At 62.3% G+C, this 18,431-nt stretch carries 19 protein-coding genes; 10 read left to right on the forward strand and 9 right to left on the reverse strand.

Annotation, left to right across the window (positions count from 1 at the left end):
• Positions 1-57: 57 nt before the first annotated feature.
• The 6 genes from ACYU81_RS15875 (at position 58) to ACYU81_RS15900 (ending at position 3,992) form a co-directional block, all read left to right on the forward strand.
• On the forward strand, positions 58-447 hold the full coding sequence (locus tag ACYU81_RS15875) for a response regulator (protein ID WP_460988575.1): 390 nt from the start codon (positions 58-60) through the stop codon (positions 445-447).
• Between the two features lie 2 nt (positions 448-449).
• Complete coding sequence (locus ACYU81_RS15880) at positions 450-725, forward strand: response regulator transcription factor (protein ID WP_449469565.1); 276 nt, start codon at positions 450-452, stop codon at positions 723-725.
• Positions 726-860: 135 nt separating this feature from the next.
• Entirely contained in the window at positions 861-1,283 is a 423-nt protein-coding gene (locus ACYU81_RS15885) for a CBS domain-containing protein (RefSeq protein ID WP_449469564.1), read from the forward strand.
• Positions 1,284-1,315: 32 nt separating this feature from the next.
• On the forward strand, positions 1,316-2,659 hold the full coding sequence (locus tag ACYU81_RS15890; protein ID WP_460988576.1) for an erythromycin esterase family protein: 1,344 nt from the start codon (positions 1,316-1,318) through the stop codon (positions 2,657-2,659).
• Complete coding sequence (locus tag ACYU81_RS15895) at positions 2,656-3,318, forward strand: dienelactone hydrolase family protein (RefSeq protein ID WP_460988578.1); 663 nt, start codon at positions 2,656-2,658, stop codon at positions 3,316-3,318. Before ACYU81_RS15890 ends, ACYU81_RS15895 begins: the two co-directional genes overlap by 4 nt.
• Positions 3,315-3,992 (forward strand): phosphoribosyltransferase, encoded by a 678-nt coding sequence (locus ACYU81_RS15900; protein ID WP_460988579.1) that lies wholly within the window; start codon positions 3,315-3,317, stop codon positions 3,990-3,992. Before ACYU81_RS15895 ends, ACYU81_RS15900 begins: the two co-directional genes overlap by 4 nt.
• A gap of 11 nt (positions 3,993-4,003) precedes the next feature.
• On the opposite strand, the gene ACYU81_RS15905 is transcribed toward ACYU81_RS15900, so the two are convergent.
• Together ACYU81_RS15905 and ACYU81_RS15910 are read right to left on the reverse strand one after the other, a co-directional pair.
• Complete coding sequence (locus ACYU81_RS15905) at positions 4,004-4,156, reverse strand: hypothetical protein (RefSeq protein ID WP_460988580.1); 153 nt, start codon at positions 4,154-4,156, stop codon at positions 4,004-4,006.
• A gap of 38 nt (positions 4,157-4,194) precedes the next feature.
• Positions 4,195-4,527: a hypothetical protein gene (locus tag ACYU81_RS15910; RefSeq protein WP_460988581.1), complete on the reverse strand. Its 333-nt coding sequence runs from the start codon at positions 4,525-4,527 to the stop codon at positions 4,195-4,197.
• 116 nt (positions 4,528-4,643) lie between these two features.
• Here ACYU81_RS15910 and ACYU81_RS15915 point away from each other — a divergent pair, with 116 nt between their 5' ends.
• Together ACYU81_RS15915 and ACYU81_RS15920 are read left to right on the forward strand one after the other, a co-directional pair.
• Positions 4,644-5,612: a 1-phosphofructokinase family hexose kinase gene (locus ACYU81_RS15915; protein ID WP_460988582.1), complete on the forward strand. Its 969-nt coding sequence runs from the start codon at positions 4,644-4,646 to the stop codon at positions 5,610-5,612.
• A 21-nt stretch (positions 5,613-5,633) separates the two neighbouring features.
• Positions 5,634-6,062, forward strand: coding sequence for a CBS domain-containing protein (locus ACYU81_RS15920; RefSeq protein ID WP_460988583.1), 429 nt, complete (start codon positions 5,634-5,636; stop codon positions 6,060-6,062).
• 1 nt (position 6,063) lies between these two features.
• Here ACYU81_RS15920 and ACYU81_RS15925 read toward each other — a convergent pair whose 3' ends face one another.
• The 4 genes from ACYU81_RS15925 to ACYU81_RS15940 are packed head-to-tail and all read right to left on the reverse strand — an operon-like array spanning position 6,064 to position 10,752.
• Entirely contained in the window at positions 6,064-6,948 is an 885-nt protein-coding gene (locus ACYU81_RS15925) for a ribose-phosphate diphosphokinase (protein WP_460988584.1), read from the reverse strand.
• Positions 6,945-8,432: a thymidine phosphorylase family protein gene (locus ACYU81_RS15930; protein ID WP_460988585.1), complete on the reverse strand. Its 1,488-nt coding sequence runs from the start codon at positions 8,430-8,432 to the stop codon at positions 6,945-6,947. Before ACYU81_RS15930 ends, ACYU81_RS15925 begins: the two co-directional genes overlap by 4 nt.
• Positions 8,433-8,476: 44 nt before the next feature.
• Positions 8,477-9,148, reverse strand: coding sequence for an NAD(P)H-dependent oxidoreductase (locus ACYU81_RS15935; RefSeq protein WP_460988586.1), 672 nt, complete (start codon positions 9,146-9,148; stop codon positions 8,477-8,479).
• Positions 9,149-9,162: 14 nt separating this feature from the next.
• Positions 9,163-10,752, reverse strand: a complete 1,590-nt coding sequence (locus ACYU81_RS15940; RefSeq protein WP_460988587.1) for an MBL fold metallo-hydrolase — start codon at positions 10,750-10,752, stop codon at positions 9,163-9,165.
• A gap of 157 nt (positions 10,753-10,909) precedes the next feature.
• Here ACYU81_RS15940 and ppsA point away from each other — a divergent pair, with 157 nt between their 5' ends.
• A complete protein-coding gene (ppsA, locus tag ACYU81_RS15945; RefSeq protein WP_460989117.1) occupies positions 10,910-13,342 on the forward strand; it encodes a phosphoenolpyruvate synthase in 2,433 nt (810 codons plus the stop codon).
• 17 nt (positions 13,343-13,359) lie between these two features.
• Positions 13,360-15,942, forward strand: a complete 2,583-nt coding sequence (locus ACYU81_RS15950) for a cation-translocating P-type ATPase (protein WP_460988588.1) — start codon at positions 13,360-13,362, stop codon at positions 15,940-15,942.
• Between the two features lie 73 nt (positions 15,943-16,015).
• On the opposite strand, the gene ACYU81_RS15955 is transcribed toward ACYU81_RS15950, so the two are convergent.
• From ACYU81_RS15955 to ACYU81_RS15965, 3 genes are read right to left on the reverse strand one after another with little or no spacing between them, the layout of a single operon-like run.
• Entirely contained in the window at positions 16,016-16,324 is a 309-nt protein-coding gene (locus ACYU81_RS15955) for an alkylphosphonate utilization protein (RefSeq protein WP_449469547.1), read from the reverse strand.
• A gap of 22 nt (positions 16,325-16,346) precedes the next feature.
• Positions 16,347-18,053, reverse strand: a complete 1,707-nt coding sequence (locus ACYU81_RS15960) for a SulP family inorganic anion transporter (protein ID WP_460988589.1) — start codon at positions 18,051-18,053, stop codon at positions 16,347-16,349.
• A complete protein-coding gene (locus ACYU81_RS15965; protein WP_460988590.1) occupies positions 18,043-18,360 on the reverse strand; it encodes a helix-turn-helix domain-containing protein in 318 nt (105 codons plus the stop codon). The genes ACYU81_RS15960 and ACYU81_RS15965 overlap by 11 nt, the downstream gene beginning before the upstream one ends.
• Positions 18,361-18,431: the final 71 nt, after the last annotated feature.

Consider the following 18,431-nt stretch of genomic DNA (forward strand, 5'->3'; position numbering starts at 1 on the left):
CCGCCGTGCCACCACTTGGGCATGTTGTTGAATCCTGCGGCGCAAGGCGCGAAGACAATGGCCGACCTACCAATCCCCATAGTCATATTGGACGACGACGCGGGATCGAGGAGGTCGATGCAACTCCTGTTGCAGGGACGAGGGTTTAACGTCCGCTCCTTCGCGATACCGGAATTGCTGATCGCCGAGGTGAAAGCGAATAATCCGGCTTGTCTGGTGACCGATTACCTGATGGCGGGGCATGACGGCCTTCAGGTATTGGCTGCGCTCCGCTCGGCGGGATGGAAGGGGCGGGCCATAATGGTGACCGCGTTCGGTTCGACCGAATTGATGCAGAAGGCAATCGCGCACGGCTTTGATGCAGTGCTCGACAAGCCTTGCAAGGAGTCTTCGCTCGTCAATGCGGTTATCGATGCGACGACGCGGGACGTGGGTTCGCAGGTGTGACCATGACGGGCATAACCAAGAAGCAGCCACAGCGACGCTCTTCCGCTGTCGCCCTGGACCTTTTGACGCGGCGCGAGCGTGAAGTGCTTGTGGCGGTCGCCAATGGCCTTACCAATCGGCAGACCGGCGAGTTGCTGGGCATCAGCCACAGGACCGTCGAAGTCCATCGCGCCAGGTTGATGCGCAAGCTGGAAGTGCGATCGGTTGCCCAGCTTGTTGCGCTTTATCTTCTCAAGGGCTTGCCACGCCCAAGCGTCGACAACGCCCTGACCCCATAGCTGTTCTCAAAGGCAGCCGTCTGCTACCATGCCCGGCCCGCCTGACACTTCGTATATTCCCCAATACCTATTGCCACCGATTTCGCGATCATGGTGCCTGAGTCCATTTGATGGCGTCATGGATTGGAGAAAATCATGACCTATGTGTCGGAAGTCATGCATCCCGGAGTCGATCGGGTGGCGCCGGACACCGGCCTCGCCGAACTGGCCCGGATCATGAGGGAAAAGGATATAGGCGCGATCCCGGTGAGCGATGGCGACACGCCGTTGGGGATCGTGACGGATCGGGACATCGCCTTGCGCGGCTTTGCCGGGAACGGACAGGCGAGAGCGATGACAGCCGCAGACATCATGTCGAAACCGGTCGTCTTCTGTCATGCCGAAGACAGCATCGAGGATGCGATCAGATTGATGGAAAGCCAACAGGTCCGCCGTCTGCCGGTTGTGGATGATCGATCCAACATGGTCGGCATCCTGTCGCTGGGTGACGTCTCGCACTGTGGTCACCGCGATCTTGCGATTGAAGTCATGGCGGCGGTGAGCAGCCATCACGCCTGAGGGAATGACATCCTGACGATGTGAGGAAGAAGATGACCCAGGCAACGATGTTTGACCGCTCGACCACTCAAGCGCCCGATGAGCTTGTCCAGGCTCTCAGGCACCATGCTGAGCCATTGCCCTCGCCTGACAAGGTGGAGGATTTCGGTGCCTGTTTCGATCGGTTCGGAAATGCCAGGGTCGTCCTTCTGGGCGAGGCGACACATGGAAGTTCTGAATTTTATCGTGCGCGCGCCGCGATTACCCGTCGGCTGATAGAAGGGCACGGCTTCACGGTCGTGGCGGTAGAAGCGGACTGGCCCGATGCCGCGCGCATTGACGATTATGTGCGGCACCAGGCGCCGCGTCCCAGGCGGGGGGATGTATTCATACGCTTCCCGACATGGATGTGGCGCAACCAGGAAGTGCTGGCCTTCGCCGATTGGCTGCGGGGACATAATCAGAGCTTGGCGGAAGCGCGCCAGGCATCATTCCATGGCCTGGATGTCTACAGCCTCAGCGAATCCATCCATGCCGTGCTTGCCTATCTCGACAAGGCCGATCCGGACGAGGCGGAGGACGCGCGCCGCCGCTATGGATGCCTGACGCCCTGGCAAGATGAACCCGCGCATTATGGACGGGCAGTCACTCTTTCCGGCGGCAAAGGATGTGAAGATGGCGTGGTGGCGCAGCTTCGCCAGCTTCTTGACCAGCGGCTGGACCTGCTCAAACAGGATGGCGAGGCGTGGTTCGATGCCTATCAGAACGCCCGCATAGTTCGCGCCGCGGAACGCTATTATCGCGCCATGTACCGCAGCTCGACCGAAAGCTGGAACCTGCGCGACCGGCACATGTTCGAAACGCTCCAGGCGTTGATGGCGCATCGCGGTAGTGGAACCAAAGCGGTCATCTGGGCGCATAACAGCCATGTCGGCAATGCAGCTGCAACGGCGATGGGTTGGCAGGGTGAATTCAACATCGGCCAGCTTTGCCGCCTCGCTTATGGCGACGATGCCGTGTCGATCGGCTTTGGGACTGACACCGGACTTGTCGCGGCGGCCAGCGACTGGGGCGGGGCGATGGAGATCAAGTCCGTCCGTCCCGCACGCCCGGACAGTTATGAACATGCGTTCCGGCGCACAGGCGTCGTCCGCAGCCTGACTGACTGGCGGGGACCGGGCAAGGAAGCGCTGCGGGATTTGCTCGGCCACACGCTTTTGGAGCGCGCGATCGGCGTCGTTTATCGGCCCGAAACGGAGCGGCTCAGCCATTATTTCGAGGCTGTGCTGGCGGAGCAATTCGATGCCTGGGTCTGGTTCGAACAGACCTCGGCGGTAACGCCATTGGGTCCGGAACGCCCTTCAGGCGCGCCGGAAACCTGGCCTTTCGGATTATGACCATGACGCAGATATTGGTGAACCGGCAGGATGTGACAATTGGCAGGCATGGGCTGCGGGCCTTCCTCGACATGCCGGATGGCGCGACGGGGTTGGTGATATTCGCTCATGGCAGCGGCAGCGGGCGGCATAGCCCGCGCAACCAATATGTCGCCGCTGGTTTGCATCGATCACAGCTCGCGACTTTGCTGGTCGACCTGTTGACGCCGCAGGAAGAGCTGGACCGACGCAATGTCTTCGATGTGCAGTTGCTTGCGCGCCGGTTGAGGGAGGCTGCTGACTGGGCCGACGGCATGGCGCCGCTCGCCACGCTGCCGCTTGGCTATTTCGGGGCAAGCACAGGCGCGGCAGCCGCGATCATTGCGGCTTCGATGCCGGATGACAGGGCGGCTGCCCTTGTGTCTCGCGGCGGCAGGCCGGACCTCGCGGGGGCTGAAGCTCTGGGCCGGGTTCGTGCCGCGACGCTCCTGATCGTCGGCAGTCTGGACCGTGATGTGCTGAGCCTGAATCATGACGCAAAGGCGCTCATGACGGCGCCCGCGGAACTGGTCATCGTGCCCGGAGCGAGCCATTTGTTCGAGGAACCCGGAACGCTCGATCAGGTCATCAGCCTGGCCAGACGTTGGTTCAACTCTCACCTGAAGGGGGAGACCCGATGAAACCCCAATCCATGCTGTTTCACGATCGTCGTGATGCAGGCGTCCATTTGGCCAAGGCGCTGGCACGTTTTGCGCCGAGCCATCCGTTGGTGCTTGCCTTGCCGCGAGGAGGCGTGCCAGTCGCCTTCGAGGTGGCAAGAGCGCTTGATGCGGATTTGGATCTTCTCTTCGTGCGCAAGCTCGGTGCGCCGGGCTACGAGGAATTGGGCATCGGCGCGGTGGTCGATGGGGCAGAACCGCAACTTGTCCTCAATGAGGAAATCGTGCGGCAGCTGGCACCCACGCCGGAGTATATCCGTACCGAGATGCGCAAGCAGTTGGCTGAAATCGATCGGCGTCGGCGCGTCTATCTGGGGAATAACGAACCCATTCCGGTAGTAGGCCGTACCGTGATCGTGGTGGATGACGGCATAGCGACCGGAGGCACGATCAAGGCGGCGCTGAAGGGCATGAGCAAGGCGCATCCCGCGCGGCTCATTCTGGCGGTGCCGGTAGCGCCTGCGGCGGTGATCGCAGGTCTGCGGGAGGAATGCGACGACATCATCTGCCTTTACGAACCCCATCCCTTCTATGCGGTCGGGGCGCACTATGTGGTATTCGATCAGACGAGCGATGCCGAAGTGGTCAAGCTGTTGGCTGATGCGCGTCGGCAACGAAATACCCAATCAGCGTGATTGGGCCAAATTCAGCCCAGTTCGTGCTGCAATAGCCCGTTCAGGATGATCCATAGCCATTCTCCGCTGATCAATTGGGCGGCCAGGAAGGTAAGGATCAACGCGGCTGCGACTATGGCCAATATCAGCCATAGACGTGTCGCGGGTCTGTCCCGTTGCGTCATGGTTACTCTCCGGTGGGCCTGGAGCGCATGATCCGGCCTCAAGGACTGGTCCGGCTGGCGACCACGGCCGATCCGTCGGGCTGGATCTGGATAAGATGATAAGCCTTATCCTCGCATTGCGCCCTCCAGGCGGCGGACGGCGCGGTGGTTCCGGGCATCGGGCCGCTGTCGATTACTTGCTGGCAAGGCAGGCCAGCATCCCGGATGGCACGGAAAAACGCCGCATCCCGGGCCTCTTTGGGCAATGCCGCGATCTCTTCGACATAGTTCATCGTCGAACCATTCGTCTGGGGCGCGGGCGCTTCCGTCTCGTTCGCCGGTTTGCACGCGCTGATGACCAGCACAGCGGCCAATAGCGGAAGTGTTCGCATTGCGATGCTCCTTCAACTGACAAGATGGAGAAGCCTATTTCCCACGTCCCGGATGCGTCGCCCATCGGGACATATACTTATTCCAGCCGTCGGGAGGGGCGCATAGCCTCACGGGCATGAAGAGGATCGTCACGCTCACGATGAATCCGGCCATCGATGTCGCCTATGAGGCGGATCGGGTCTTTCACACCCGCAAGATGCGGGCGCGCCAGGAACATTATGATCCGGGCGGGGGTGGCATCAACGTGGCTCGGGTGATTGCGCGGCTGGGCGGCACGGCGCGCGCTTATTATCTGTCCGGTGGAGCAACCGGACCTACGCTCGACGGGCTGCTGGATCAGCATGGGCTGGTCCGGTTCCGCATACCCATTGCAGGCGACACTCGCATCAGCACATCCATCTATGAGCGGGAGACGGGTAAGGAATATCGTGTCGTGCCACAGGGGCCAGAGCTGACGGCCGAGGAATGGCAAGCCGCCCTGCATCATCTCGATGGTCCGCAGGCTGACTTCCTTGTCGCCAGCGGATCGCTGCCTCCCGGCGTGCCGGACGATTTCTACAGTCGAGTGTGTCAGCTGGCGCAACGCCACGGCATGCGCCTCATCCTCGACACTTCAGGCAAGGCGCTGCAAGAGGCGGTCAGCGGCGGGGGCCTCTATCTTGTCAAACCGAGCATCGGTGAGTTGCGGCAACTGGTTGGCCGAGCGTTGATGGAGGAAAGCGAAATCTGCGCCGCCGCGCAGGAGATCGTGGATGGCGGCAAGGCGGAATATGTCGCCGTGACGATGGGTCGCGATGGCGCGATACTGGCTAGTCGCTCAGGGACCTGGCGATTGCCTGCCGTCCCTGTGGAAACCAGGAGCGCGGTGGGGGCTGGCGACAGTTTCCTGGCGGCAATGGTTTTCGCACTCGGCTGTGAGCGTGATCCCGTCGAGGCATTCCGTTACGGAATTGCCGCAGGTGGAGCGGCGGTCCTGACGCCCGGCACTGACCTCTGCCATCGCGAGGATGTCGAGCGCTTGTTCGCCCTCGTGCCGTCCATTGCGCCATCACAGGAAACATGCCGGGCCGACGCCCAAGCGTAGTCCCTGCCATAAGGAAGAAGGATGACTGCCATGAAGGCCAGCGACATCATGACTTTGGGAGCGGCCACGACCACGGCTACAAGTTCCTTGGCAGCTGCCATCAAGTGCATGTCCGATCACCGGATCAGCGCTCTCCCGGTCCTTGACGAGGAGGAACGTCTGGTGGGCATCGTCACGGAGGGAGATTTTTTCCGGCAAGACCTTGGGCCTTTCCGGCTCGATGCCCTGGTTAGCGCCGAGGCGGAGGAGCGGGCACGCTCGCTGGCCTCTATGACAGTTGCCGAGATCATGTCGACGCAGCCGATCACCGTTGATGGAGGTGAATCGCTGGAGGAAGCGATTGCCATCATGGAAGGGCGGGCAGTGAAGCGTCTGCCAGTCACATCGAACGGCAAGCTGGTCGGCCTGCTCAGCCGCGCTGACATTCTGCGCTTCCTCGTGGATAGATGATCTAGACCAGCCCGTTATCGCGCAACGCGGCGCCGATCAGGGGCGCGAGAGGGGCCTTGTTCGTAGGCCCATCGATACTGTCGCTGCTGAAGATAGGCGCGATGCCCTCTGCCTTCATGATCGCAAGATCGTCGGCGCTCGCCAGGCAATGTGTCACGATCGCTTCAACCGATGACGCGCCTGTGTCGAGCAGAAGCCGCGCCGCCTCGATCAACGTCCGCCCGCTGGCAATCATGTCGTCCACCAATAGGGCGCGGCGGCCACGAACCTTTTCGATGTCGGGGATGGCAAGCCTGACCTGCCTGTCGCCCAGCCTTTGCTTTGTCGCCACCAGCATGCTGAGGCCCAGCGGTGCTGCGATAGCTTCGGTCCACTGACGGGATTCACTGTCCGGCCCGATGATGACGGGATCATCCCGCGCGTCGATCAGGGTAGCGAGAAGCGGCGCGGCGGATAGGCAGATCGCAGGGATATCGGGAATGACCTCGCTCAGGGCGGCTATGCGATGGAGATGAGGGTCGACCGTCACCAGCCCGTCGAAATGGTCGGCTATCAGGCCGCCGATGACTTTCTGGCTGACGGCTTCTCCGGCGCGGAAGGCTTTGTCCTGCCGCATGTAGGCAAGGTAAGGCGCGACAAGGATGACGCGCTCCGCGCCCTGATCGCGCGCCGCCGAGGCCGCCAGCAGCAGTTCGATGATCTTGTGGTCGGGATCGTTAAGTGAGCGATAGAAAATGGCGGTTCGAGCGGGTGTCGGTACACGGATCAGGCATTCCCGGTCGGGAAATCGGTGAACCTCGACGGCGATCGTCGGCGTGTCCAACAGTGACCCCAGCCTGCGGGCCGGTGCCATGCCATCGTCGAAGGCGAAGAGGACCGCGCTCATCGAGCGACCTCATATCCTGAATCTTCCATCGCCAGATCGCGCGCGAAGCCGAGACCGGTTCGCGACTGGGCATGGATACGGTAAAGCGCTTGCCCCTTGCGGACATCGCTGCCCACCTTGTGCAGCAGGTCGATGCCCGCGCCCTTGTCCATCGGTGCACCGGCAAGCCGGGCGATGCGCGCTATGCGATGGCAATCAATCGCCTGCACCCGTCCGTCATGGGGGGCCTGAATCTCGTGAACATGCTCGCCCGGCGCATGTTTGGCCGTCTGTCGCCCCTGTGCCTCGATCAGCCGTTCCATCGCCGCAAGTGCTTCGCCCGAGGCGAGCAGTTCCATCGCCCGTGCATAGCCTCTGCCACCTCGCAGCGCGGGATCGAAATCGAGCACTCGTCCGGCCAGAAACAGGGCATGTTCGCGAAGGTCCGGCGGAGCATCGCCGTCGTTGCGCAGCACGGCCATGACATCGCGTGCCTCAAGCACCGGGCCGACTCCGCGCCCGACGGGCTGGGATCCGTCCGTGGTCACGATATCGATCACGAGACCGATCTTGTCGGCGACATGTTCGAACAGTTTGCGCAGCCTGACTGCATCATCCTGCGTGCGGACCTTCGCGGTTGGGCCGACGGGTATGTCGAGCACCAGATGCGTGGAACCCGCCGCCAGTTTCTTGGACAGGATGGACGCGACCATCTGGTCGAACGTGTCGATCCGCAAGGGCCGCTCGACCGAGATCAGCACATCGTCCGCTGGCGACAGGTTCACCCGGCCGCCCCATGCCAGCACCGCCTTTTCCCGGGCGACGATAGCCCGCATGTCCGCTTCGCACATGTCGACATTGGCGAGCACTTCCATCGTGTCGGCCGTGCCGGATGGAGAGGTGATCGCGCGTGACGAGGTTTTGGGCATGATGAGGCCGTGGGCCGCTACGATCGGCACCACGATCATCGATGTGCGGTTGCCCGGAATGCCGCCGATGCAATGCTTGTCCACCACGAGCGGGGCTTTCCAGTCGAAACGGTTGCCGACATCGGCCATCGCGCAGGTGACCGCCAGCGTTTCCTGCGTGCTCATGAAGCTGGCGCAGGCGACCAGGAACGCGCCGATTTCCATAGGGGAATAGCGATGCGCGGCGATGTCCCGGATGATGGCTGAAATCTCGTCATCCTGCAGGGTGTCGCCGTCGATCTTGCGACGGACAAATTCCAGGCTGGCGGGGGGCATTGCCTGTGCGATCGCCACGGGCGAACCTTCGGGCAGGTCGAGCCGCCTGAACGCCTGCTCGCCCAGGCCAATCTCTCCCGGCTTCAGCAGTGTCGGCTCATCCACGAGCGCCAGCGTCGCGAGGATTTCGGCACTGTCCCCGCTGACCCGTATCTTGCGCAGCGCCTGAAATTGTTCGGCGGAATAGCCGTTGCTTTGGCGCAGGAGAAAGGCGGTGTTTTCCGGATAAGTGTCGATCGCGAGACGCTTGATCGTCAGCATGGCCTGCCCACCTCATGTCGTTGCCGTTCGCCCATCGGGAATTTTCAGCTGCCGTCGCTCGTGCGTGGGGGCAGGGGTGTTCCAAAAAGTTCCTCGGCCACGCGCGCACAGATGCTGGCGGCGCGATCGCGGACCCGCTGGAGTTGGCCCTCGAAAAAAGCGGCATCCGCGCTCTCTACCACGTCCCCAATATGCAGCGCCTCGGATGATTGCATCGCAAAGGCGCGGAAGAGGTAGGTGCCCGAAAGCGCGCGAAGCGCCTCTGTCTGCCCCTGGGAGTCAAGCCAGTCCTCCGAAGCACCAGAGGTCGTGATGGCGCAGAGATGACCTCTGCCGAGCAGTCCTTCACCCGACTTGTCCTGAACCTGACGCACAGTCGTTCCCGCGCCCAGAACGCGATCGATATAACCGACAAGCATGGCTGGCGGCATGCCGAACCAGATAGGAAAGACGAAAACGACCACATTGGCGCCGCGCAATATGTCCAGTTCCGCCGTTACGTCGGGCGACAGGTGATAGCCCTTGCGATCAGGCCGTTCGCCATTCTTCAGCACCGGGTCGAAATTCATGGCGTACAGGTCGCGCAGGATAGACTGTTGCCCCGCAGCCTCCACAGCCTGGCAATAAGCATGGGCGATGGCGGCGTTGAAGCTATGGGGATCAGGGTGCGCGAGCACCACTGCATGCCGGATAGGAGAAGGAGCAACTCGGGGCATCGGAACCTCCATCTTCACGAATGGCGATGTCTCGCCTCCTCATATCCATCGAGTATGCGCCGCATTTGGGCGAGGGCCTCGCGGCGCGCTCGCTCGTTCCTGATGCGGCCAAGATGCTGTTTGAGATGGGTGATAAAGTCGGCATAGTCATTCTGCCAATCCGGCCCGCTAAGCTGTTCCATGTCCACGCGACCTGTCTGGATGCGCTTCGCCTGCGTTCCCGGCTCAAGCGCATAGACCTCGCCGATCTGCGGCGCGACGATATTTGTGGCGGGATCGTCTGCCTGAACGAGGGTCCGCAACGCTGCCACCGCTTCGGGTTCGCCATGATCGAGGAAAAGGCTGCCGGTTATCGGTCGGCGCCCACTGATCCAGCTGTGCAGTTCGTCGCGGTCGGCATGGGCGGAATAGCTGTCGATCCGCCGAATGCGCGCGCGCACATTAACATCCTCGCCGGAGATACGCACACGCTGCGCGCCGTCGAGAAGGACCCGGCCAAGCGTGCCCTTCGCCTGAAAGCCCACGAACAGGACAGTCGATTCCCGCCGGAAGAGATTATGCTTCAGATGATGGCGGATGCGGCCTGCCTCGCACATGCCCGATGCCGCCATGATGATCGCACCCGACATGGTGTTGAGCCGAACGGATTCCGCGACATCCTCGACATAATGGATCGAGGGATGACGGAAAATATCTTCGCCGCCCGTATCCTCCAACTCCGAGGCATGAGCCGCGAACACCTTGGTCGCCCGGCTGGCGAGCGGCGAGTCCACGAAGATCGGGACGTTAGGAATCCGGTTGGCATCGGCCAGCTTGGCAAGGTCGAGGAGCATTTCCTGCGTTCGCTCGAGCGCAAAGCTGGGGATCACGAGATTGCCGCCGCGGCTCAAGGCATCCTTGATCTCGGCCTCAAGTTGACTGCGGCGCTGCTCGATCGTGAATTTATCCCGCGCGCGATCGCCATAGGTCGCTTCGCAGACCACATGATCGACGCCGGTCGGCGCTTGCGGGTCGGGATGGAAGGCTTTGTTGACCGGCCCCAGGTCTCCCGACATCAGCAGGCGCACGCCCGCTGCCTCGATTTCCACGGACGCCGCGCCCAATATATGCCCGGCATTCCAGAAGCGCGCGCGAAATCCGGGCGCCGGATCGAACCAGTCGCCCAGCGGCACCGGATGGCTGAGCCGCCACGCATCCAGCGCATCCTCTTCGGTGTAGAGGGGCTCAAACAGGCTCTCGCCCGCGCGATCGCGGCGCCGATTGCGGCGATCCGCCTCGCTTTCCTGAATCCTGCCTGCATCCGCCAGCATATATTCCAGCAGGTCGGAGGTGGCGGGCGTGCACCAGATTGGCCTCTTATAACCCTGCGCCGCCATTTTGGGCAGAAGGCCGCAATGATCGATATGGGCATGGGTCAGCACGACCGCGTCGATCTTGGCGGGGTCGAAGCTGAAGGCGCCGTGGTTCAAGGTCTCAAGCGTGCGCGATCCCTGGAACAGCCCGCAGTCGACAAGGATGGCTCGGTCGCCCAGCCGTAATTCCATGCAAGAGCCCGTGACCGTGCCTGCCGCGCCGTGGAATGTCAGAGTCAACGCTGAACTCACGCGAACCTCTCCCGCTCATCTTTTTCCCGATCATACCTCAATAGGCCAAAGAAGGAGAGAGGCAGTCCGTAGTTATACGGATGAGGCGGCCTCCATGCCTGTCATCCGTATCATTCCCAATGTTCCTTATGGCATGGCCTCTGCAAACTCCCGCCCCATGACCACCGAAACGCTAGCTGCGCCCCCGCCCGTCAAGGATGACGTGATCGTCTGGTTCGATGCGCTCGGACGCGCCGATGTCGGGCGCGTGGGTGGCAAGAACGCCTCTCTTGGCGAGATGGTCGCCATACTCGGCAAGGCAGGCGTGCAGGTTCCGCCGGGCTTTGCAACAACGGCGTGGGCCTATTGGGCGTTCATCGACCATAACCGCATTGGGGATCGACTCGCTGCCATCGTGGCGCAGTATCGGAACGGGACGATGCCGCTTCATGAAGCGGGTGAGGCAGCCCGCCGCCTGTTTCTGGATGCGGAACTGCCGCCGCAAATCGCCGAACCCATTATCTCCGCTTATCGCGATTTATCGCGCAATGCCTGCAAGCACGAAGTCGCTGTCGCAGTGCGATCCAGCGCGACAGCCGAGGACCTGCCGGACGCCAGTTTTGCTGGGCAACAGGAGAGTTTTCTCAACGTCGTTGGCGAGCGCGCCTTGCTCGACGCATGTCGGCGTTGTTTCGCCTCGCTCTTCACCGACCGGGCGATTGCCTACCGCGAGGCCAAGGGTTTCGACCATCTGCGGATCGCGCTTTCCATCGGCATCCAGATCATGGTGCGATCCGATCTGGCCGGGTCGGGCGTCATGTTCTCGATCGACACGGAGACCGGATTTCCGCGCGTCGCCGTCATCAGCGCGGCCTGGGGCCTGGGCGAGACCGTGGTGCAGGGCCGCGTCGATCCCGACAGCTATCTGGTGTTCAAGCCTTTCCTCTCGGACGGGCGACTGAAACCGATCGTGGAGAAGCGGATCGGGGCCAAGGCGCAGAAGCTGGTCTACGCGACGGGCGGCAGCGCGCGTACCGAACTGGTCGACTGCAGCCGTCACGAGCGCGAGCATCATGTTCTGGAAGACGAGGAGATACTGGAATTGGCGCGTTGGGCCGTGCTGATCGAGCAGCATTATGGCTGCGCGATGGACATGGAATGGGCCAAGGATGGAGAGAGCGGCAAGCTCTTCATCGTGCAGGCGCGACCGGAAACCGTGCATGGCGCGCGATCCGCCACCGCGCTCAAAACCTGGCGGCTGACGGCCAAGGCGCCCGCGCCGCTCGCCACGGGCGCAGCTGTCGGCGACGCGATCGCTGCTGGTTCGGCCTGCATCATTCGCAGCACCGATGACATAGCGAGCTTTGTCGATGGAGCCATCCTCGTCACCGACAACACCGATCCTGATTGGGTGCCCGTCATGCGGCGCGCGGCGGGCATCGTCACGGATCACGGTGGCCCGACCAGCCATGCGGCCATTGTCAGCCGCGAACTGGGCGTCCCTGCGGTCGTGGGAACCGGCGACGCGACGAGCCGCATCGCGGCGGGCCAGGAAATAACGCTCTCCTGCGCCGAAGGCGACCGGGGTCAGGTCTATCCCGGCCGGTTGCCCTTCACAGGCGAAGAAGTGGATACGGCCAGCCTGCCTGCGACGCAGACGCAGTTGATGCTGAACGTCGCCAGTCCCGCCAAAGCCTTCCGCTGGTGGCGGCTCCCATCTCATGGCGTAGGCCTGGCCCGGATGGAATTCATCATCAGCAATCTCATCCGTGTGCATCCGATGGCGCTTGCCCACCCCGATCAGGTGACGGACATCGCCGAGCGCCGCGAGATTGAAAACCTGACCCGCAGCTACGCCAATCCCCGCGATTATTTCATCGAGACATTGGGGCGGGGCATTGGGAAAATCGCCGCCGCGCATCATCCGCATCCGGTGATCGTGCGCCTATCCGACTTCAAAACCAATGAATATGCCCATCTGCTGGGCGGCGGCGCGTTCGAGCCGCATGAAGAAAATCCTATGCTCGGTTTCCGGGGTGCGTCGCGCTATTATCATGAACGCTATCGCGACGGCTTCGCGCTGGAATGCCGCGCCATCCGCTTCGTGCGGGAAACGATCGGCTTTGAGAATGTCATTGTCATGATCCCCTTCTGCCGGACGCTGGCCGAAGCGGACAAGGTCATCACCGAAATGTCGCGGCATGGGCTGATGCGAGGCGAGCGGGGGTTGCAGCTCTACATGATGGCGGAAATCCCTGCGAATGTCGTCCTCGCTGAACAGTTTGCCGCCCGCTTCGACGGCTTTTCGATCGGCTCCAATGATCTGACGCAACTCGTCCTTGGCGTCGATCGTGATTCCGATCTGCTCGCCCCGCTGTTCGATGAGCGCGATCCGGCGGTAATGCAGATGATCGCAGACCTCATTGCTCGCGCGCGAAAGGCTGGCGTAAAGGTAGGAATATGCGGGCAGGCGCCGAGCAACTATCCCGAATTCGCCGAGTTCCTTGTGCGCGAGGGCATCGATAGCATCTCCCTCAACCCTGACAGCTTCGTTGCTACCCTGAAAATAGTTGCCGTAGCGGAGGCCAGGCAGAAATCCTCGGCTGCATGATGTGCGGACGCTGCTGAGTGTCGGCCCCGATTCCAGATAGCCTTAAATGGTCTTCGGGGGGACAGCTTGATCTTGTCGGCCTCTCCGCGTCACAGGCGCGCGAGCGGCTGGCGGAGGATGGCCCCAACGAATTGCCCCGGCCAAACCGACGGACGCCCCTGCGCATCGCGATGGAGGTGCTGCGGGAGCCGATGTTCGCCATGCTGCTCGCGGCGGGCGTTGTCTATCTGCTGCTCGGCGACCGCACTGAGGCGCTGATCCTGCTCGGCTTTGCTGGCTTGTCGATCATCATCACGATCGTGCAGGAGGCGCGCACGGAACGCACGCTTGAGGCACTGCGAGACCTCTCGGCACCGCGTGCCTTGGTGGTTCGCGACGGGGAAACCCTGCGCATCCCCGGTCGTGAGGTAGTAAATGGCGACATCCTGGTGTTGGAAGCGGGGGACCGGATCGCGGCGGATGCGCTGGTGGTGGAGGCCCGCGAGCTTGAAGCAGACGAGTCGCTGCTGACCGGCGAGGCTGTGCCGGTTCGCAAGCGGCCTGGGCTCGCCGGGGATGCTGAACAGGCGGAGCCGGGGGGCGACGATACCCCTCATCTCTTTTCTGGAGCGATCGTGACGCACGGCGGGGGCATCGCACGGGTGACGGCTACCGGCACGCACAGCCGCATTGGCCAGATCGGACGGTTCCTCGAAACATTGGAGACAGAAGCGCCGCATCTTCACAAGGAAACCACCCGAATGGTCAGCCTGTGCGCGGTCGGCGGGGTCGCCGTCGCGCTGCTGGTGGTCCTGCTGTACGGATGGCTGAGGGGCGACTGGATGGCCGCGCTGCTGGCCGGGATCGCGACGGCGATGTCGTTGCTGCCTGAAGAGTTTCCGGTGGTCCTCACCATATTCCTGGCCATGGGCGCATGGCGTATTGCACAGGTCGGCGTGCTCACCCGACGGGCCTCCGCGATAGAGGCTCTGGGTGCGGCCACGGTCCTGTGCACGGACAAGACCGGGACACTGACCCAGAACCGGATGACCGTCACTGAATTGTGGCTGCCGTCAGGTGAGGCGGCGGTTCTTGGCGAGGGATTACCGCAAGCGCAATTCCATGACCTGATCAGCGCGGCCGCCCTGGCGAGCGCTCCCGTGCCGGTCGATCCGATGGAGGTGGCATTCCACACCGCTGCTCGGGATGTCCGGGTTCCCGCCCGCGAAGACTGGCTCCTGGTCCACACCAATGGTCTTCAGCCGGACCTCCTGGCAATGTCCAATGTCTGGCGGCCCGCGAACGCCGGGGAGCCATTGCTTGTTGCCGCGAAGGGCGCACCGGAAGCGATCGCGCGTCTGTGTCGACTGGACGAAGGGGCTCGTTCGGCCCTTGAGCGGGCGGTTCAGGTCATGGCGGCTCGCGGGATGCGCGTTCTGGGCGTGGCTTCTGCCAATATAGCGGAGCCAAATGTCGGGATAGGGCATGAAGCGCACGCGTTCAGTCTTCTCGGGCTGATCGGCTTGTCCGATCCGCTGCGGGCGGGGGTTCCGGAAGCCGTGGCCCAATGCCGCACGGCCGGGATCCGGGTGGTCATGATAACCGGCGACTACCCCGCCACCGCGCAGGCTATTGCGCTACAGGCGGGGATCGGCGCAGGCGCGCTCATGACCGGCGGCGACGTCGCGGTTATGTCCGATGCGGAGCTTTGCGCACGCGTGAAGGACGTGGCCATTTTCGCGCGCACCATGCCGGAACAGAAGTTGCGAATTGTCTCGGCGCTCAAAGCGGCGGGGGAAGTGGTCGCTATGACCGGTGACGGCGTCAACGACGCACCGGCGCTAAAGGCCGCCCATATCGGCATCGCCATGGGCAAGCGCGGCACGGATGTAGCGCGGGAGGCTGCGGCCATCGTCCTGGTTGAGGATGATTTCGGTGCCATCGTCGTCGCCATTCGGCTCGGCCGCCGCATCTATGACAATATCCGCAAAGCCATCGGGTTCATCTTCGCCGTGCATGTGCCGATCGCGGGGCTTGCCGTTTCCCCACTTCTGCTGGACCTTCCGCTGGTGCTGGGGCCAATCCAGATCGCCCTTCTTGAAATGATCATCGATCCGGTTTGCGCGCTCGTCTTCGAAGCCGAACGGGAAGAAAACCGTATCATGCGCAGCCCACCGCGCAATCCGGAAGAACGCCTCTTTTCCGGACGTCTGGTCCTGCCAAGCATCGCTTATGGCGGGATAGCCTTTGCGCTGCTCCTTGCTCTCCATATCGGCGCGACCCTCTGGGGCTATGACCCTGGCCGCGTGCGAGCGCTCCTTTTCTTCGGGCTGGTGACGTCCATCATGGCGTTGGTGCTGGTCAATCGGTCCTTCAGTACGTCGCTGACGAGCGCCGTCTGGCGACACAATGTTTCGCTGCGCTATGTCGCGCTGCTCGTCCTTTTGGCTTGTGCGCTGATATTCATGCTGGAACCCCTGCGCCAGGTTCTGGACTTTGCTCCGTTGAAGCTGACGGATTTGGCTCTCCTGATCCTGATGCCAGCCTGCGTTCTCCTACTGTGCGAACTGCTCAAGGGCCGCATGGGATGGAGCGCAGGTCGCGCCGCGCGCGCGGGTTGACGCACTGCCCAGCTACAAGTTCGGAGCGATATTATCCGTCCATCTCCATGCCAGCGTTTTGGCCCCCCGCATATCAGTGCTTGCGCACAAACTCGGCTCGCAGAACCAGGCCTTTGATGCCCTCATAACGGCAATCGATTTCCTGTGGGTCGCCGGTCAGCCTGATCGACTTGATCACGGTGCCTTTGCGCAGCGTCTGCCCGGCGCCCTTCACCTTCAGATCCTTGATCGTGATGACGCTGTCGCCGTCCGCCAGAAGGTTACCGGCGGAATCATGCACTTCAACCCGGTCTGCGAGCTGGTCCTTGGCAGCAGCCTCCGCCGCGGAGATCCACTCGCCCGAAGCTTCGTCATATACATACTCGTCGTTCGTATCGGTCATTTCAAATCCCCGGATCTGGTGGTTAGTTGAGCCGCTGGGCTGCGGAAGTTGGTGCGAGAATGATTGCCCTTGCGAGGCGGAGGGCGTCGGGAAAATCATCGCTGAAGATGACGCGCCGATCCGCCGGTCCCAGCGATACCCGCTTGAGCATCGCCATGGGTTGTGCCTGAACGCCTGAAACGATGATCTGCGTCCCGGCGGAGGCCGCCTGCCGGACGATTTCCTCGATCGCCGTCACGCCGCTTGCATCAAGCAGGGGCACCTGCCGCAGCCGAAGAATGATGACCTTCGGCGTGGGGCCGACCCGCCGCAGCGTATCAAGCAATTCATTCGCGACGCCAAAGAAGACCGGTCCATCGACACGGAACACCTCGACACCCGGCGGAAGGGCATCACGCTGGTGGATGTCCTCCCTTTCTTCGGGTGGCGGCGTTCCATTGCCGCTGTCGTTCGCAATCTCCACCGTGCGACTCATGCGCATCATGAACAGCAGCGAAGCCAGTGTCACCCCTACGCCGATCGCCACGGTGAGATCGACCAGAACAGTGAGGCCGAAGGTCAGCAGCAACAGGCCCCGGTCGCCATTGGGCATTCGCAGTAGCTGGATGAAGCGATGATGTTCGCTCATGCCCCAGGCGACCATGAACAGGATGGCCGCGAGCGCTGCCAGCGGCACGAAGGCCATGAGATCCGAGGCGAACAGGATGAACAGCAGCAGGAACAGCGCATGCATCATGCCAGCGATGGGCGTGATGGCGCCCGCCTTGATGTTGGTCGCTGTGCGGGCGATGGCGCCCGTCGCTGGCAGGCCACCGAACAATGCGGATGCGATGTTGGCGACGCCCTGGCCGACAAGCTCCTGATTGGATCGATGCCTTGATCCGATCATGCCATCGGCCACGACCGCAGACAGAAGTGCCTCGATTCCCGCCAGAAACGCGATCGTGAATGCAGAGGGGACGACTGCCTGAAGCTTGGCAAGAGAGAAATCCGGTAAAGCGGGGCTGGGAAGGCCGGTAGGGAGGTTTGGAAATCGCGATCCGATCGTTTCCACCGGCAACTGGAGCAGCGCCGCCAACGCTGCTGCCAATATGACTGCGATCAGGAATCCCGGCGCCCTTGGTGCCCATTTGCGCAGGGCGATGATCAGCGTAAGCGACCCGGCGCCAATCGCCAAGCTCAGTATCTGAACGCTGCCAAGCGCAGAGAAATAGGCCTGCCATTTGGGAATGAAATCGGCAGGCACTCCGCCGTCTATCCTCAGGCCGAGAAAATCCTTCACCTGGCTCGACGCGATAATGACGGCGATGCCTGCGGTGAATCCGATGACGACGGGTTGGGGAATGAAGCGGACGAGACTGCCCAGACCCGAATATCCAGCAATGATCAGCATCAGCCCAGCCATCAACGTCGCCAGAAGCAGACCGTCGTAGCCGTGCTGTGCGATGACGCCGAAAACGACGACGACAAAGGCGCCTGTCGGCCCACCGACCTGAACCCGCGATCCGCCGAGCGCCGAAATCAGGAAACCGGCTATAACGGCTGTGATGAGCCCCTTCTCAGGAGACGCTCCACTCGCGATCGCCAGCGCCATGGCAAGGGGCAGGGCGACAATCGCGACCGTGAGCCCGGCAATGCAATCGCGTCGCAGGCGATCGGCCGAATAGCCCTCGCGCAGGACCGTGATCAGCTTGGGCGTGAAGGCGAGAAGCCGCGCGTTACGATCCATCGTCTTGGGCCGTCTGATCGAACAGCACAGAGGGCACGCGCCTGGGTTGCTGGCCGGACGCTGTTTCCCTGAGGCGGACACCACGTCCCGCGCCACTACTCGGGGCATTCTCGCCGATAATCTCGATCCCTGCCGCTTCGAGCGCGCTGATCACCTTCACCAATGTATCAACGACGCTTCGCACCTGCCCATCGGAGGCCTCCATGCGCTGAATGGTCGGCAGCGACACGCTCGCCAAAGCGGCGAGATGGCGCTGATCGATTCCGAGCAACGCTCTCGCGGCCCGCATTTGCTGAGAAGTGATCATTGGCCCTCGAATGATGTATAAAACATCAAATTACATTCTTTGAATGTATATATGCAATGCGATAGGTCAAA

It is taken from the genome of Sphingobium sp. TomTYG75 (genome assembly GCF_054771635.1).